The sequence below is a fragment of the Enterobacter cloacae complex sp. SHL012 genome (assembly GCF_049237505.1).
GTDB classification, from domain to species: domain Bacteria; phylum Pseudomonadota; class Gammaproteobacteria; order Enterobacterales; family Enterobacteriaceae; genus Enterobacter; species Enterobacter kobei.
In genome coordinates, this window is record NZ_JBMKIZ010000003.1 from 68,854 (window position 1) to 87,619 (window position 18,766).

8 protein-coding genes are annotated in these 18,766 nt (G+C 59.7%); 5 read left to right on the top strand and 3 right to left on the bottom strand.

Going from position 1 to position 18,766, the window contains the following annotated elements:
- Window positions 1–383 precede the first annotated feature (383 nt).
- On the top strand, window positions 384–944 hold the full coding sequence (locus tag ACOTY9_RS11490) for a YceI family protein (protein ID WP_348565859.1): 561 nt from the start codon (window positions 384–386) through the stop codon (window positions 942–944).
- Here ACOTY9_RS11490 and ACOTY9_RS11495 read toward each other — a convergent pair.
- The 3 genes from ACOTY9_RS11495 to ACOTY9_RS11505 are packed head-to-tail and all read right to left on the bottom strand — an operon-like array spanning window position 936 to window position 2,789.
- A complete protein-coding gene (locus ACOTY9_RS11495) occupies window positions 936–1,727 on the bottom strand; it encodes an anti-sigma factor family protein (RefSeq protein ID WP_014884930.1) in 792 nt (263 codons plus the stop codon). The genes ACOTY9_RS11490 and ACOTY9_RS11495 overlap by 9 nt on opposite strands.
- Entirely contained in the window at window positions 1,724–2,254 is a 531-nt protein-coding gene (locus tag ACOTY9_RS11500) for a sigma-70 family RNA polymerase sigma factor (protein WP_241820581.1), read from the bottom strand. Before ACOTY9_RS11500 ends, ACOTY9_RS11495 begins: the two co-directional genes overlap by 4 nt.
- 7 nt (window positions 2,255–2,261) lie before the next feature.
- Entirely contained in the window at window positions 2,262–2,789 is a 528-nt protein-coding gene (locus ACOTY9_RS11505; RefSeq protein WP_014884932.1) for a tetratricopeptide repeat protein, read from the bottom strand.
- Window positions 2,790–3,553: 764 nt separating this feature from the next.
- On the opposite strand from ACOTY9_RS11505, the gene ACOTY9_RS11510 reads away from it, so the two are divergent.
- The 4 genes from ACOTY9_RS11510 to ACOTY9_RS11525 all read left to right on the top strand — a co-directional run bounded on the left by ACOTY9_RS11510 (window position 3,554) and on the right by ACOTY9_RS11525 (window position 18,525).
- Window positions 3,554–13,669: a BapA/Bap/LapF family large adhesin gene (locus ACOTY9_RS11510; RefSeq protein WP_421637363.1), complete on the top strand. Its 10,116-nt coding sequence runs from the start codon at window positions 3,554–3,556 to the stop codon at window positions 13,667–13,669.
- Window positions 13,670–13,746: 77 nt separating this feature from the next.
- Window positions 13,747–15,150: a TolC family outer membrane protein gene (locus tag ACOTY9_RS11515; protein WP_110820581.1), complete on the top strand. Its 1,404-nt coding sequence runs from the start codon at window positions 13,747–13,749 to the stop codon at window positions 15,148–15,150.
- On the top strand, window positions 15,147–17,345 hold the full coding sequence (locus tag ACOTY9_RS11520; protein ID WP_014884935.1) for a type I secretion system permease/ATPase: 2,199 nt from the start codon (window positions 15,147–15,149) through the stop codon (window positions 17,343–17,345). Before ACOTY9_RS11515 ends, ACOTY9_RS11520 begins: the two co-directional genes overlap by 4 nt.
- A gap of 10 nt (window positions 17,346–17,355) precedes the next feature.
- Complete coding sequence (locus ACOTY9_RS11525) at window positions 17,356–18,525, top strand: HlyD family type I secretion periplasmic adaptor subunit (RefSeq protein WP_086527819.1); 1,170 nt, start codon at window positions 17,356–17,358, stop codon at window positions 18,523–18,525.
- The last annotated feature ends 241 nt before the right edge of the window (window positions 18,526–18,766 follow it).

Consider the following 18,766-nt stretch of genomic DNA (forward strand, 5'->3'; position numbering starts at 1 on the left):
AAATCTCTCGCACTGGATAGTAATGTCAGCGTATTGTATTTATCTCCCCTTACAATACTGTTAGCTTGCTCACAAAACACCAAAAACTCCATCTTGGATGATCTAATATGGAGTTTTGATTTTATTGCTTGTTGTAATGCTATGTGGAAAAAAATAAGTGACATTCTCTGAGGGTAAAACATCAGCTTGCCCGCTGAGGGTCATACGCGATAAAGGACGCAGGAACCCGGCATCATCAGACAAAGTCCCCTCATTGCGCTCCTCAGTGCTAACCTTTATCTATCAGGAAAATTTTCGGTGAGATTGACGGAACGTCTTAATTTCTTCGAATACAATTAGCCCCTCAGGCGTTTACGCAGTGCGCGTTTATCGGAGAAACCACTATGTATCGCCTTTTAGCCATTCTGACCGCCCTGCTGTTATGCCCGTCCCTGTACGCCGCCCCAAAAAGCTATCTTATCGACAGCGATAACACCGCCATTCGGCTATCGTGGCATGCCTTCGGCGGCATTCTCTCCTGGGCGACGTTCAGCGGCGTGACGGGTGCCGTGACGCTCAACCCGGATAACGACGTCGACGACCATATTCACGTCACCATTCCCGTATCAACTCTGATGGCTTCTAACAAATTGCTCACCTGGCAGCTGAAAAGCGACATGTTTTTTGAATCCGAGCGCTACCCGACCATCGAGTTCATTAGCTCACGCGTGGTCGCTCAGAGCGCCGGGCGGTTCAGGGTATTCGGCACGCTGATCGTACGAAACATTGCCCGGCCGGTGATCCTGGAGGCCGTGTTGAAAGACCCGCATGCACAGTCCCCCCGGCTTGATGCCACCACGGCGATCTCGCGCGCATCCTATGGAATGGATAAGTTTGCGCTGGTCGTGGACGATCGTATAGCCATTGCCATTGCAATCAAGACGAACGATGTGCCGTCATCCTGAGATGAGGCGCTGTAGCTGCTCCGCGTTTGCCCGCAGGTGAGACGGCGGATTGCGGCCAATAAGGACAAACTGATAGCCCGCATCCTGCCACCACGCCAGGTTCATGCTGTGCCGCTGCTCCTGGCGGAGCGAGGCCGTCGCCTTCTCATCGACAGGCGAGATACAGAGCGCCATTGGGCCGTAGTCGGCGTTGAGCCAGGCAATCTGCGCGATTGAGGTCGTTTCATAGCGCAGCATGCGCACCATTTTAAGCTCTGCCCCTCGCAGAATAAGCTGCGACATAGTTAGCTTCATGCCGATATCCTGCGCCGCCCGTTCGAGCCCGCGCTGCAGGACCGGCGCTGCGCTGTCCATATCCAGCAGCGTCTCGACGCTGTACAGGGACATATATTGCGCTTCGAGGTCGCGAATATGGGCGTTCTCATCCGCTGGCGCGGAAGCGGGCCGCAACAGGTAGCCCAGCCCGGAGCCGACCATCAAAAAGCTGACCGACGCGGCAATCAGCGCCCGCCTGCTGACGCCAACCGGCGTGGAGGGCCGTGGGTCAGGAAGCGCCGTCAGACGCGCCTGCATCGTCCCAAGAGGCGCATCATCCAGCAGGGAGGCAAACGCCCCGGCGTAATCCTGGCTGCTTTTCATCAGTTCGGCGGTTCGCCCGGAGAGGCGTTCGTCACTGTTTAAATGCTCTTCAAATTGCTGTGCGTCGGCGCGGCACATCTCGCCATCTATCCATGCCACGATAGCGTCGTCGTTATAGGGCGGTGCAAAACGGTGCGCGTTCAAGAACGTTTCTCCTTTACCGGAGGCAGTGCGTCGACGGACCTGGCAAGCCGAGCCCGTGCCGTGGCCAGCCGGCTCATCACGGTACCGATCGGCACTGCCAGCGTGTCCGCCGCCTCCTGGTAGGTAAAGCCTTCGACATAAACCAAAAATACCGCGTTACGCTGGGCTTCGGGCAAGGCGTTAACGCGCTGCATCACCTTCAGATAATGCAGGCGCGTCTCATCCTGTTCGCGGGTATCCGGCGCGAGGAGTTCGTCGCTGGCCACAAATCCCTGCCCCTGACGCACGTATCGCGCCCGAAGTTCAGAGATCCAGATGGAGTGCAGGATCGCGAACAGCCACCTGTCGATGCGTGTGCCCGGCGTATACTGGCTGCTTTTTTCAAGCGCACGCACGCAGGTGGACTGAACCAGCTCTTCGGCGATATCCCTGTTGCGTGACAACACCAGTCCATAGCGCCAGAGACGCGACAGGTGTGCGGCTAACTGTTGACGAACCTCACTGGTTGCGATGTGTTTTCCCTCCACGAGAAAATCAGGATTCCGGATGTCCGTTGATGGCGGCCTGCAGGTCGCGATACTCCTCGCAGGACTGGCCACAAATACCGGCAATCACCTTCAGTTGTTCTTTCGCGAGATCGGGTCGTCCTTTTACCATCCACGCTTCACCGAGATACTCCCGGGCTTTGGCATAATCCGGTGCGATAGCCAGCGCGCGCTGGTAGTAACCAATGCCTTCGTCCGTACGGCCAAGTTTGCGCGTGGCGAACCCGCGATAGTTCCACGCTTCAGCCGTATTGCTATTTTTCAGTGAATCAAGCAGATTCAGCGCCGCCTGGTACTCCCCTTTCTTCGCGAGATGGTACGCATAGTTGGTTTTGTCCTGATCGCTGAGGCTGCTGCTCTTGTCCGGCACGCATTTCTGGGTGGCGCTGTCATACACCTGTCCGGAAGGACAGTCGGGCGTTTTGCTCTCGGTACTATTATCGCCCATTGCCAGCGCCAGCGGAGACAGCAGGGAAAAAATCAGCACCGGGATCAGGCGAAACGAGGTCGTGTTCATATAAAGCTCCTGGGTTAGAAGGGAGTGACGTCAGTAAACGCCCGACTGGCGGTTTTTATTCATTCTTCCGCGATTTTTTACCGTCCAGAAAATCATGCCTGCGACGTAATCACATTGAAAATAAATCAGGTTATTTTATATCTATCTTCCCATTATTATTATCCTGCAACCGCTAGCAGAGTTTTAACCCCCTACAAGAATATATTTTATTACACCGGTGATATAATATATCTTATATCAAAAACGTTACCCTAACTTAAACATACATTAAGCACGCTTAAATAATCACAATTTAAATTATATTTAAAACATCTCCCACCCATAATTACATTGCATCTTCAGGATGACTAAGTCACAACACACAGAAAATAAAAACCCATTAAAAACATAACGATAGAAAAACACATCAATAAACACCATCAATGCATTAATGCCCTCTTCATTGTTTACCCCTTTATTTACGCAAGCTTAATTTGCACATTCAGAGTTTTCTGGCTATATCATTTTTATCTCCTCAAAACGAATTCCTCTATTAATTACAGGGTTTTAAAAGACGCAAAACACAAATAAAACGTATTTCTTTCATATGTAATTAGATTCGCTCTGATGTTGCCACTCTGAATTCTGGCGGGCATCGTTCGCTCTAAAAAAGACGGTGAGGACTGTTTAATTAACAGTCACTCCGCCGGGGGCGCCCTTTACCTTCTACAGAGATGGCTCGTCTTGCTCGCCGTTCACGGTAACTCTGCTGGAGTCATAACGAAATGAGCCAAATCTCTGTTATATCAAAACTTACTGGCGTGGAAACGACGACGGAAGGCACACAGGTTACGCTGAGCCATTCCTCTATCGTTGAGCTTCATGTAGAGCGAGCTGATGTCTCCCATTTCGCGCGAAGTGGTAACGATCTGGTGGTGACACTGCACTCAGGGGAAGTAATAACCCTTAAAAATTTCTACGTCACGGACGCGCAGGGCGTAAGCCAGCTGGTACTCCAGGACAGCGACGGTGCGTTATGGTGGATAGAAGATCCTGCCGGGGCCGCCACGTATGAATCTATCGCGTCGACAGACGTGCTGCTAGCGGCATCCGGAAGTGATACCGGTGGCGCGGCCATCTGGCCATGGGCGCTGGGCGGTATTGTTGCCGCAGGCGGCATCGCGGCGGCGGCAAGCTCCGGCGGTGGTGGCGGGGGGGGTGACGATGACAATAACGGTAACCCTAATCCTAATCCTGATCCTGATCCCGGCACGCCAGGTGAACCTTCTACCCCGGATACAACGCCGCCGAATGCACCCTCGAGTCTTACGTTCTCGTCGGACGGGAAAACCGTCACCGGTACCGCTGAACCCGGCAGCACAATCACGCTGAAAGATGCAAACGGCAACGTTATCGGCACAGGGAAAACCGGCAGCGACGGCAACTTTACTGTTTCTCTCGGCACTCCGCTGATCAACGGTGAACATGTCACCGCAACTGCGACGGATGCGGCAGGGAATACCAGCCAGAGCGCAACGGTGACCGCGCCGGATCTCACCGCCCCCGATGCCCCAACGATTGGCAGCGTAACGGACGATGTCGCCCCTCAAACGGGGGCGCTGACTAACGGCAGCAGCACCAACGATCAGCGGCCCCAGCTCAGCGGCACCGCCGAGGCGGGCTCAACCGTGACGATCTATGACGGCGGGATCGCCATCGGCACGGCAGTCGTCTCCAGCAATGGCACCTGGACATTCACCCCGTCAGTTGATCTGAGCGAAAGTACCCACCAGATTACGGTGCGGGCAACTGACGCCGCCGGTAATACCGGCCCCGCTTCACCGGTCTTCACGCTGACCGTCGATCTCACCCCGCCGGCAACGCCGACGGCGATCGTACTGACTGACGACACGGGGACTATCAGAGGAACCATCACCTCTGGCACCGCCACCGATGCATCAAAACCGATCCTGGCGGGAACGGGCGAGCCGGGTGGAACCATTACTATTTACGATAATGGTGTGGTCGTGGGTACCACAACCGTACTGCCCAACGGCACCTGGAGCATCAGGCCAGACGGTCCGCTCCTGGACGGAGCACACTCGATAACCGTCGTGGAAACCGATGCCGCCGGAAACCAGAGTGCGGCATCAGCGCCTATCACCTTCACCGTTGACACTACCCCGCCGCTGGCCCCCGGAAACCTCGTCGTGTCAAATGATGGCGGTTCCATCAGCGGTACCGCAGAGCCAGGCAGCACGGTGACCATCCGGGATGGCAATGTCATCCTTGGCACGTCGGTGGCAGACAGTGAGGGTAACTTCACCCTGACGCTGACCCCGCCTAAGCTCAACGGCGAAACGCTGACCGCAAACGCCACCGATGCCGCAGGCAATACAGGCCCCGCAACCGCGGCGGCGGCACCGGATACGACCCCACCGCAGACCCCGGTTATCGTATCGGTGATTGATGACGTGCAGGCCACAACCGGCCCCGTGGGTCAGAATGGGCTGACCAATGACCGGGCACCGACCCTGAACGGCACGGGCGAACCCGGTTCAACCATCACGATATCTAACGGCAGCAATATTCTCGGTACGGTGAATGTCCCCTCATCCGGCCTGTGGAGCTTTACGCCGCCTGTACCACTGTCTAACGGTACGTATGTGCTGACGGCGACAGCAACAGATGCTGCCGGTAACCCGAGCGGCCAATCGAACGCGTGGACGATTACCGTTGACGGCACAGCACCAGATGCCCCGGTGATTACGCAGGTCGTGGACGATGCTCCCGGGGGAACGCTTGGCTCGCTCAACCTGAATGACACCACCAACGACGCCACCCCGACGCTGAGCGGCACCGCCGAGGCAAACGCCACGGTCACCATTCGTGCTGACGGGGTGGTGATAGGTACCACCGTCGCTGATGGCCTCGGTGCATGGAGCTTTACCCCTTCCACACCACTGGGTGAGGGTCCGCATGCCCTGACGGCAGTTGCAACCGACGCGGCAGGCAATACAAGCGGCGTGTCCAACAGTTGGGGGCTGATAATTGACAGCGTGGCACCCGCTACGCCGGTCATTGCTCAGGTAGTGGATGATGCCCCTGAGGGCCTCGGTGCGCTCAACCCTAACGACAGTACCAACGACACCACGCCAACGCTCAACGGCACGGCTGAACCGGGCTCAACGGTCACCATTCGTCTTGATGGTGCCGATCTTGTCACGGTCCCGGTCGGCAGCAACGGTACGTGGACCTATACCCCCACCGCACCGCTTGGCGAGGGACCTCATACTTTCACCGTTGTTGCCACCGATGCGGCAGGTAACACCAGCCTGCCGTCAACCGGCTTCAACATTATCGTCGATACCACGCCGCCAGTGGCCGCGACCATTGCCAGCGTGACGGATGATGTCGGCGGCGTTCAGGGGCCGCTCAGCAGCGGCGATACTACCGATGACACCCAGCCGCTGCTGCAGGGTACCGCACCGCCTGACGCGGTCGTCACCGTCTATGACGGCACAACGCTGCTCGGCACCGCCATCCTTGACGGAAGCGGCGGCTGGAGCTTTACGCCTGTTACCCCGCTCACCGACGGCCCGCATTCGCTGACGGTCCATACCACGGATGCCGCAGGCAATACCTCTGTCTCCAGCCCGTTTGTGCTGACGGTGGATACCGTGGCGCCTGCCACGCCGGATATCCCGGCAATTACCGTCAATCCTGACGGAACAGAAACGCCGCTGAACCCGGGAGAAACCACCCGCGACACCACGCCGACCCTGAGCGGCACCGGCAATCCGGGCGATACGGTGACGATCTACAACGGTGGCGTCAAACTTGATGATGTCGTGGTGGACGGTACCGGGAACTGGACCTGGACGCCCGCCACACCGCTGCCTAACGGCACCTATGACATTACCCTGACCGTGACCAACATGGACGGCACGGGTAACGAAAGCGCGCCGTCACAGCCGGTAACCATCACCATTGACACTGACCCGCCAGTGACACCTGCGGCACCGGTTATTACCGACAGCGTCAGTCAGGTCACCGGCCCCGTTCCCGATGGTGGAACCACCAACGATCCGCGTCCGGTCCTGAGCGGCACCGGAACGGCGAACGACGTTATCAACATCACCGACACCGTCAATGGCATACCGACCGTTGTCGGCACCGTCACGGTAGACAGCACCGGCAACTGGAGCTGGCGGCCTGACAGTGATATTGGCGAGGGCAGCCACGTCTATACCGCCACCGCTACCGATGAAGCGGGCAACGTCTCTGCCGCGTCACCGGCGATCACCATCACCGTGGATACCGTGGCACCGGATACGCCGGTAATTAGCGCTGTTGGCGGCGAGCCGAGCGGTGGCTTCATCACAGACGCCACGCCGACAGTTGGCGGTACGGGTGTTAACGGTGAGACGGTGATCGTCTACAACAACGGCGTCGAAGTGGGACGCGTCGTCGTGGCTAATGGAGAATGGAATCTTGACCTGCCAGCCCAAACGGACGGCCCGCTGAATATCACCGTTGCGGGCGTCGACGCGGCAGGTAACGTCAGCGCGCCAAGCCCGGTATTTACCGTGACACTCGATACCGTTGCGCCTGCGATCCCGCAGATCAATGCCGTCTCAGATAGCCAGCTCACCAACAATGTGCTCTATACCCGCGACGGTGTACCAACGCTCACCGGAACCGGTGAACCGGGATCGACCGTTATCGTCTCGGTGGATGGCACGCCATCCGCCGTACCGGTAACGGTTCAGCCGAACGGCTCCTGGACCTGGACAGCCGACAGTACGCTGGCGGATGGACAACATACCTTTACCGTATCGGCCAGCGATCCAGCCGGTAACACCTCAGCCAGCTCTGCGCCGCTTAACGTCACGGTTGATACTCTCGACCCAACCGCCCCTGACAATCTGAACCTGGCTGCAGAAGGGACGCCACTGACCGGTACCGCCGAAGCGGGAAGCATCATTACCGTGATGAACGGTAGCACCGTCATTGGGACTGGTGTTGTCGACAGCACCGGCAACTTCTCCATCGCGGTCAGCCCGGCACCGCAGGATGGCGCAACGCTAACCGTGAGCGCCACCGATGCTTCGGGGCGCACCAGCCCTGATGCGACTTACAACGTCATCGGTACGTTGCCTAATCTTCCTGATATTCCCGTCATTACGGCAATCAACGATGATGCAGCGCCGCTCACGGGCGATGTAAAAGGCAAAACCACCAATGACATCACGCCTACGCTGACCGGTACGGCCGAAGCGGGCAGCCTGGTAACCATCTATCAGGACGGTGGCCTGACGCCGGTGGCGACAGTGACGGCCGACGGCAGCGGCAACTGGAGCTATACACCGGCCGCGCTTGGCGAAGGTCTGCACTCCTTTGAGGTAACCGCGACACTCAACGGTGCGACCAGCGGCCGCTCTCCTGCCGCCAGCGTCACCGTTGACCTCACCGCACCAGGCACACCGACCATCGGCGCGGTGATTGACGACGTGGGTCCAGGCACCGGTCCGTTAACCAACGGCCAGACTACCAACGACAACCAGCCGACGCTGACCGGCACCGGCGCGGTGGGGGATACCATCTCCGTCTACAACAACGGGACGTTGCTGGGCAGCGTGGTGGTCGGCAATACCGGCACCTGGAGCTTCACGCCACCTTCTTCGCTGGCGGAGGGCACTCACGTTCTCACCATCCGCGAGACCGATCCGGCGGGGAATCAGAGCGCGCCTTCTGCGGGCTTCACCGTTGTAGTGGATACCGTTTCCACCACGCCGGTCATCACTAACGTAACGGATGATGTCGGCAATACCGCCACAACCGTGGTCAGCGGCACACCAACCAACGACGCCACGCCAACCCTTTCAGGCACGGCGGAAGCGAACAGCGTAGTGACGGTTTTCGACGGCGGCACGCAGATTGGCGTGGTCACGGCGGACGGCACCGGTGCATGGACGTTTACCCCGGACACCGCACTCGCCGAAGGCTCGCATAGCTTCACCGCCCAGGCAACGGATCCGCAGGGTAACGTCAGCGCAATCTCAGGCGCCTGGAGCGTGGTGGTTGACCTGACAGCACCGACGGTGCCAACGCTGGATACGGTGAATGACAACGTCCCCGGCGGCATCACGGGCAACCTCACCAGCGGGCAGGTAACCAACGACAGCACACCAACGATCGGCGGTACCGGACAGGCGGGCAGCACCATCCACATCATGAACAACGGTACGCAGATCGGTACTGCAATCGTCGACGGAAGCGGAAACTGGTCCTTCACCCCGACCACGCCGCTGGTCGACGGCAGCTACGCCCTGCGCGTGTACGCAACGGATGTCGCGGGCAACGCCTCGGCTAACTCCTCCGTCTTCACCTTTACCGTCGATACCGCAGGTCCGGTCGTGCCAGTAGTGACCAGCGTGATCGACGATATCGCACCAGTCACCGGGACGCTTACGTCAGGCAACACCACCAATGACGCGCGTCCGACCTTCAACGGCACGGGTGACGTGGGTTCTACAGTGCATGTGATCGTTGATGGTAACGAAATTGGCACCGCCGTCGTGAATGCCCAGGGTAACTGGACCTTCACCCCGGGGAGTGACCTGAGCGACGGGCCGCATGCCATCACCTTCAATGCCACCGACGCGGCAGGCAACACCGGCAGTACGACAGCGCCGTTTAACCTGACGGTAGATACTGGCGTGCCGTCTGCGCCGGTTATCTCAACCGCAGCAGACAACGTGGGCAGCGTTCAAACCCCGCTCTCTTCCGGGCAGAGTACCGACGACACCACGCCGACGCTGAACGGCACCGCGACGGCCAACGCCACGGTCACCGTGTATGAAAACGGGCAGCCGATCGGCACCGCGCAAGCGGACGGTACCGGCGCATGGAGCTTTACCCCATCAACGCCGCTGTCCAGCGGCAGCCATACCTGGACCGCCACCGTCACCGATGCTGCGGGGAACGTCAGCCCGGCTTCGCCAGGCTTTACCCTGGTTGTCGATACCACAGCCCCGAACGCGCCGGTTATCAGCCAGGCGATAGACGACGTGGGCAGCATCACCGGCCCGCTCACGTCCGGACAGACCACGGACGACACCGTACCGCGCCTTGTCGGAACCAGTGAACCGTTTGCCACGGTGAATATCTATGAGGGAACCACGCTGGTCGGGACAGGGACTGCTGACGGCACCGGGAGCTGGAGTATCGTGCTCAATACCACGCTGGCAACGGGCGCACACAGCTTCACCGCCCAGGCGACAGACGCGGCAGGCAACACCAGCGTGTCGTCGGCAAGCTTCAGTCTGACGATAGACACCACGCCGCCTGCGCTGCCAGTGCTCACCAGCATTCTGGATGACGTTGGCAATGCGCCAACGCCCGTTGCTAACGGCGGGCTGACCAACGATGCGCAGCCAACCCTCAGCGGGACGGCGGAAGCCGGATCGACGGTGAAAATCTTTGATAACGGCGTGCAGATTGGCAGCGTGACGGCCACCGGCGGGGCATGGAGCTTTACCCCTTCCCCGGCGCTGGGCAACGGTTCGCACAATTTAACCTTTACCGCCACCGATGCGGCGGGCAACGTCAGCGCGCCAACCGCCGGGTATGTGATTAACGTTGATATCCTTGCCCCGTCAGCGCCCGTCATTAGCTCGGTAGTTGATGATGTGGGCAGCGTCACCGGACCGATAACCGGCCCGACCAACGACACGCGCCCTACGCTGAACGGAACCGCGGAAGCGAATGCGACGGTACGGATCTACGATGGCATCACGCTGGTGGGTACCGTCACCGCGGATGCCAGCGGCAACTGGACCCTACCACAAACCACCACCACACTGACGCAAGGCACGCATAACTTCACGGCCACAGCCACCGATGCGGCGGGCAACACCAGCGTGGCGTCCACCGTGACGACGATTATCGTCGATACGACCGCCCCAACGGCCCCTACCGGGACCTTCAACGCCGACGGTAGCGTGCTGACCGGGAATGCGGAAGCCGACAGCACCGTCAGTATCCGCCTTGCGGACGGCTCAACGGTAACCGCCATTGCGGGCAGTAACGGCACCTACAGCTATACCTTTACGAATAAACAGACCGAAGGCCAGACGCTGCAGATCACCGCCACCGACGCGGCGGGCAACACCTCGCTGCCCGGCTCGGCGCTCGCGCCGGTGGTGCCGCTCTCCGCCAGCAATAACGTCGAAGAGTTGGATCTCAGTACCACGGCCACCGTCACCAACAGCCAGTACAGCGACTACGGCTTCCTGCTGGTCGGCGCCGTGGGCAACGTCCTGACGCTGCTCGGGAACGACACCGCGCAGGTGAACTTCACGGTGGGCAACGGCGGGAGCGCGGATATCGTGGTGAACGCCAACGCCACGGGGGCTGTGCTCTCTCTGCTTAACACCCTTGAACTGGTGGTGCAGCACTACGTCAACGGCGCCTGGACCACCGTGGTGGATACCGGACAGCCGCAGTTTGCTGACCTGCTGACCCTCGGTGCCACCGGCGTATCGCTGAACCTGACCGGGCTGGCTGACGGCAACTACCGTGTGCTCAGCTATAACACCAACCTGCTGGCGACCGGCTCCTACACCAGCCTCGACGTGGCGGTGAAAGAGACCGGTCCGGGCACGGTCACGGGCGATACCAGCCTCAACGGGAACGTGATTCTGGATACAGACCCGACCGCTGGCAGCGACAACGCCCCGGCCGGAACCACGATCTCCGCCGTTACGAATGCGCAAGGTGTTACCACCAACATCAATGCCGACGGGACGGTGGTCCAGGGACAATACGGTACGCTGACCATTAACCGCGACGGCAGCTACTCCTACACCCTGACCGACACCAGCGCGGCAGTCATTGGCCGGACAGAGAGCTTCACCTACACCATCACCCATAACGGCGTCAGCGCCTCGGCACAGCTGGTGGTGTCGCTCGGAACGGGAACCGTCAGCAACGGCATTGTCGCCGTGGACGATACCAACGCCCTGACCTTCGACACCAGCGTGCACGAAATCAATAACGGCACCTCGTCTCAGGGCGGCTTTACCCTGGTGGGTATCAATCTCGGCAACACGCTGGGGCTTAACCTGCTGGACGATATGACCAACCCCATTATCTATAACGTGGAGGAAGGCACCACTCGCACCATGACCATCCAGGCCTCCGTGGGCGGCGTGGCGCTGGCGTCGGTGTTTGATTTGTATGTCTATAAATTTAACAACGCCACCCAGACTTTCGAGCAGGTACGCGTCGAGTCGGGCTGGCTGCGTGCCCCGCTGCTGGGCGGCACGTCATCTCAGCTAACGCTGCAATTGCCTGCCGGGGAGTACCTGTTCCTGCTGAATACCGCGTCCGGGATCACCGCCCTGACGGCCTACACGCTGAGCGTTCTGCAGGATCATGTCTACAGCGTATCGAGTATCAGCGAGACGACCACGGGCGACGTGCTGGCGAATGACCCGGTTCCAGCAGGCACGCTGGTTACCGAAGTGAACGGCGTGGCGGTCAACGGCACTGGCACCACCACCATTCAGGGGGAATACGGCACGCTGACCATTAATTCATCCGGTCAGTACACCTATACCCTGAGGAGTGGTGTCGGTGTGGACCATATCAGCACGCCGGATACCTTCGTCTATACCGTCACCGCGCCAGACGGCACGAAAGACACGGCATCGCTCAACATCACTCCAACCGCCCAGCCGATGAATGCGGTGAACGATGTTAGCGCCGTGATGGATGTAACGTCAGTACACCATACGTCAGCGTACTCCGATACCACCGTGGGTACGGCAAGCTGGACGACGGCCTTGCTCTCGTCAACCCAGGGTAGCGGCAGCGGAACTTTTGTGGTGGATCCAAACACCGCGCTGCATAACGCCTCGCTGCACTTTAACGTGGCCTCGTTGCTGGCACTGGGCGGGCTGACGGTGAACTGGACAATCAGCGACGGCTCAGGCGTGATCCGCAGCGGCTCCTTCAGCGGTGGCTCGCTGCTGGGCGGCAGTATTGACGTTCCGCTGACCGGGCTGGATCTCAACGCCGGGACCTACACGCTGAGCTATACCGGTAGCGTACCGGGGCTGAGCGTCGGGAACATTACCATTACCCCAAGCGTCAACGGCACCACTTACTCGCTGACTGATTTTGACGCCACGGGCACTCACACCGTCAACGGCAATATCTTTGACGGCACCGACTCGGGCGGCGTGCTGGATCAGCTCCACTCGGTGGATACACGCGTCAGTATTACCGGCTACAACGGCGTGACCACCACGCTGGATCCGTACACCGGCAGCGCCACCGTCAATATCACCGGCCATTACGGCACCCTGGCGATTGCCGCTGACGGGCATTACACCTATACCCTCAACAGCGGGGTATCGCTCTCATCCATGACCTCGAAGGAGACCTTCAACTACACCCTGACCGATGCCACCGGGAAGACGGACAGCGCCTCGCTGACCATCAACATGGCGCCGCAGTTCATCAGCTCTGAACACAACGACGTCATTACCGGCACCGCCTACGGCGACACGCTGATTTACCAGGTGCTGAACAATACGGTAGGGAATGCCACGGGGGGGAACGTCAGCAGCACCGCGGGCGACCACTGGACCGGCTTCTCGCTGGCGCAGGGGGATAAAATCGACATTAGCGACCTGCTGGTGGGCTGGAACGGTAGCGCCTCCACGCTCGGGAACTACCTCCATGTCACTAATAGTAATGGTAATACCGTGATCTCCATCGACCGTGACGGTGCAGGGAGCACCTACACTAATACCACGCTCGTGACGCTTGATGGCGTTCAAACCACCTACGACGAGCTCGTTAACCAGCAACACATCATTACCACATAACAGCTGTAGTACTAACCCGGGCGCACAGCGCCCGGGGATTAATAATAAAGCTGCACTTATTTTATTAGGGACATGACATGGGAATGAAGATGCCTTACTGGTGGCTCTCGTGCTGCCTGATATCTGTGCCCGCTCTGTGCGCGAATCCGGCGGCGACCATCAATACCGGACAACTGCGCGAAACGCAGGAACTCCCCTCACTCAGCGGTCGCGTCGCCCCTGCGGCTGGCAACGCCGCGCCCGGCTCATTACAGCTTGGCGAGGCCGTCAACCGTGCCGTTACCTGGCATCCGGCGATCGGTGAAGCCGTGGGCAAACTCTACGAACAGAGCGAAGAAGTCGACGTCGCCAAATCGAAATACTATCCGCAAATTAACGCGGGCATGGACAACGGGTACTCCCACGACGGCGATCAGAACGGCTTTACGCCGTCGCTGGTGCTCTCTCTTTCACAAATGCTCTACGACTTCGGCAAAGTGGCCAGCCAGGTACGAGCCGAAAATGCCGGGGTTGCCCAGCAGCAGGCCAACGTGCTGGTGAGCATCGACACCATTGCCCACGATACCGCCGTCGCCATGGTGCAGGTGCAAACCTGGCAGCAGATGGTCGACACCGCCAAAGAGCAGCTCGATGCCCTCTCCTCAATAGGCACACTGACCCGTCAGCGTAACGACGAAGGGGCGACCTCGCTTTCTGACGTGGTGCAGACCGACGCACGTATTGAAGGGGCGCGCGCGCAGCTGATGCAGTATCAGGCCAGCCTCGACAGCGCCCGTGCCACGCTGATGAGCTTTCTCGGCTGGAACAGCCTGAACGCGATCAGCAATGATTTTCCGCAAAAGCTGGCCCGCAGCTGTGACATCGCCGAGCCGGACGATCGTCTGGTTCCGTCGGTCCTTGCCGCCTGGGCCCAGGCCAACGTCGCCCAGGCGAACCTCGACTACGCCGACGCGCAGATGACGCCAACCGTCTCGCTGGAGCCGGAGGTCCGTCACTATCTGAACGATCGCTACGCGGGCAGCGAAACGCGGGATCGCACGCAATATTCCGCCTGGGTGAAGGTGCAGATGCCCCTCTATCAGGGCGGCGGCCTCACCGCCCGGCGTAACGCTGCCGGACACGCGGTGGAAGCGGCGCAGTCGACCATTCAGCGTACCCGTCTTGATGTCCGCCAGAAACTGCTGGAGGCCCGCAGCCAGGTGATGAGCCTGCAAAGCACGCTGCAAATTCAGGGCCGCCAGGAGGCGCTCAGCGCCCGTACCCGCGAGCTTTACCAGCAGCAGTATCTCGATCTCGGCTCGCGCCCGCTGCTTGACGTGCTCAACGCCGAGCAGGAGGTCTATCAGGCACGCTTCACCCAGCAACAGACCCTCGGTCAGTTGCACCAGTTACAGCTCAACTGCCTCTATAACACCGGACAATTGCGTCATGCGTTCGATCTTGATAACCGCACCATCCAGACCGTGGAGATCCAGCCATGAAGCAACGCGAAATCCCGCAAGAAGAAACAATGACGGATGAGGCGCTGGCGCAGTGGGCGCAGGCGTTTGGCTTTGTTGCCACGCGCTACCGCGTCGCCTGCTCGCCCGGAGCGCTGATTGCAGGCGCTCCCTGGCTGAAAGGCAAACCGATGGTACCTGCCCTGACGCAGCTTGCCCGGGAAGCCGGGCTGACGTTCCAGCTGCTCACGGCCGATCGGCAGTCGATCAACAGCTGGCGCCTGCCGGTGGTGGTGGCGCTGAACGACGGAAAAATTGGCGTGGTCGACAGCTTCGACGGGGAAGACACGCTGGACGTCAGCTTTTTCGACGACAAGATGCATACCAACCGTCTGTCGATGAGCGCGCTGCTGCCCACCATCCGCCACGTTATTGCCCTGCGCCCGCTGGCCGCGCTGAAGGACAGCCGCGTGGATGCCTACATCTCGAAATACCGCCCGGACTGGCTCTACCGGCTGGTGATGCGCGATCTGCGCCCGTACAGCTGGGTGATGCTGGCAGCCTTGTTCATCAACCTGCTCTCCCTCTCCGGCATTGTCTTTTCCATGCAGGTGTATGACCGGGTGATCCCTGCCCAGTCCTACCCGACGCTTTACGTCCTGACCATCGGCGTGCTGATCGCCACCCTGTTTGGTTTTGTGTTGCGCGTGGCGCGCGGTCACATTATGGATCTGCTGGGCAAACGCTCGGATCTGCGGGTCTCAGACCGCGTGTTCGGCCACGCCCTGCGGCTGCGCCACAGCGCCATTCCGCGCTCCACCGGCAGCTTTATCTCCCAGCTGCGCGAGCTGGAGCAGATCCGCGAGATGGTGACCTCCTCCACCATTTCGACCATTGTCGACCTGCCCTTTTTCTTCCTGTTTGTGGTGGTACTGGCGATCATCGCGCCGCAGCTGGCGTGGATCGCCCCGGTCGCGGCGGTGATCATGGTCCTGCCCGGCCTGCTGCTGCAGAAGAAACTGGCGGAGCTGGCGAAGCAGTCGGCGCATGAATCAACCCTGCGCAACGCGGTGCTGGTGGAGAGCGTGCAGGGGCTGGAGGACATCAAGCTGATGCAGGCGGAGAACCGCTTTTTGCAGCAGTGGAATAGCTATATCCAGATCACCGCCGAATCCGGCCTGCGCACCCGCGAACTGACGCAGAACCTGATCAGCTGGGGGATGACCATCCAGAGCCTGGTCTACGCCGCGGTGATTGTGGTCGGCGCGCCAATGGTGATCGACGGCACCCTGACCACCGGTTCGGTGGTTGCCGCGTCGATGCTGGCCTCCCGGATGATCGCGCCGATGGCGACGCTGTGCGGCGTGCTGGCCCGCTGGCAGCAGGTGAAGGCCGCCAAAGAGGGGCTGGACAGCATTATGCAGTTGCCGACCGAGAACCAGCGCGAAGAGACGCCGATCCGCCAGGACGTCCTGCGCGGCCACTATCTTTTCGAACAGGCGCAATTTCGCTATCAACCGGACGATCCGCGCATGGCGCTACGCATTAACCGTCTGGAGATCAAGCCGGGCGAGAAAGTGGCGATCCTTGGACGTAACGGCGCGGGCAAATCGACACTGCTCCAGGCCATGGCGGGCGGGATGGATCTGGCGGCAGGCGAATTGCGGCTTGATAACCTCAGCCTGCCCCATCTCGACGTGGCGGACGTGCGGCGCAACGTCGGCTTTATGACCCAGAACGCGCGGCTGTTTTACGGCACCCTGCGCGAGAACATCACCCTTGGCATGCCACGCGCCACCGACGAAGAAATTTTCGCCGCGCTGGAGTTGACCGGCGCAGCGGGCTTTGTGCAGAAACTGCCCAAAGGGCTGGACTACCCGATCATGGAAAACGGCGTGGGGCTTTCCGGCGGGCAGCGGCAGTCCATTCTGCTGGCGAGGATGCTGCTGCGCGATCCGAATATCGTGCTGATGGATGAACCTACCGCGTCGCTGGATGAGCACACTGAACGGGAGTTTATCCAGCGTCTGGGCGACTGGCTCGGCAACCGTACTTTGATTGTCGCCACCCACCGCGTGCCGGTGCTGGAGCTGGTGGAGCGCGTGGTCGTACTGAAAGAAGGGATGCTGGTGATGGACGCGCCAAAAGCGCAGGCGCTTAACAACAGCCGCATTCAGCAACAGCAGCAGCAGGCAGCAACCGGACGGGAGTGGAAAAATGAAAATCAGTCAGCGTGACGTTGCCGCAATGGACGATCTGGATAACGCGCTTGAATCCGAAAGTGGCTACACCGGCGCACGTCGAATCGTCATCTTCTCGTTGCTGATGTTTGTGGCCCTGGGCGTCTGGGCATGGTTTGGCGTGCTGGATGAGGTCTCAACCGGCTCGGGGAAAGTCATCCCCAGCTCGCGCGAACAGGTATTACAGTCGCTCGACGGCGGGATCCTCACCGAGCTGAACGTTCATGAGGGCGATCAGGTGCAGGCCGGACAGGTGCTGGCGCGGCTTGATCCGACGCGTTCCGAATCGAACGTCGGTGAAAGTGCAGCGCGCTACCGCGCGTCACTGGCTTCCAGCGCACGTCTGAATGCCGAGGTGAACGATCTCCCGCTAACGTTCCCGCCTTCGCTGGCAAAATGGCCGGATCTGATTGCCGCCGAAACGCGACTCTACAACTCCCGCCGTGCGCAGCTGGATGATACCCAACGGGAGCTGCGCGCCGCGTTAGATCTCGCCAATAAAGAGCTGGCGATCACCCAAAGGCTGGTTAAAACCGGGGCCGCCAGCCATGTGGAGGTGCTGCGCCTGCAGCGACAGAAAAGTGACCTGGAGCTGAAGCTCACCGACGTGCGCTCGCAGTATTACGTTCAGGCGCGCGAGGCGTTATCCAAGGCTAACGCGGAAGTGGATATGGTTTCCGCGGTCCTTAAAGGCCGCCAGGATTCCGTCACCCGCCTGACGGTAAAATCCCCGGTGCGCGGGATCGTGAAAAACATCAAAGTCACCACCATCGGCGGCGTGATCCCGCCTAACGGTGAGCTGATGGAGATTGTGCCGGTGGACGATCACCTGCTGATTGAAACCCGCCTCTCACCGCGCGATATCGCCTTTATCCACCCGAACCAGGAGGCGCTGGTCAAAATCACCGCCTACGATTACGCCATCTACGGCGGTCTGCATGGGGTGGTAGAGACCATTTCACCCGACACCATCCAGGACGAAGCCAAGCCGGAAGTGTTCTATTACAGGGTGTTTATCCGCACCAGCCAGGATTACCTGGTCAATAAAGCGGGCAGGCACTTCTCGATTGTACCGGGCATGATTGCGACAGTGGACATCAAGACCGGCGAGAAAACGGTGCTGGATTATCTGATTAAGCCGTTTAACCGGGCGAAAGAGGCGCTGCGGGAGCGGTAGTCAATCGCCTTACCAGTCCTACACACTAAAGCTAAGGGGAATGCGGTTTTCTCCCTCTCCCTGTGGGAGAGGGTTGGGGTGAGGGCGTCAGACCGCAACACAGAAAAAATTCACCGCCGATAGGGCGTTAAAACGGGCGAAAGCATTCGATATCAGCGCTGAATTCTGGCTGAATCTGCAACAAAATGTGGAAAACCGAGGGATGAGAATCCCCCCCCCTAACATAACCTCCCCCGCCTTA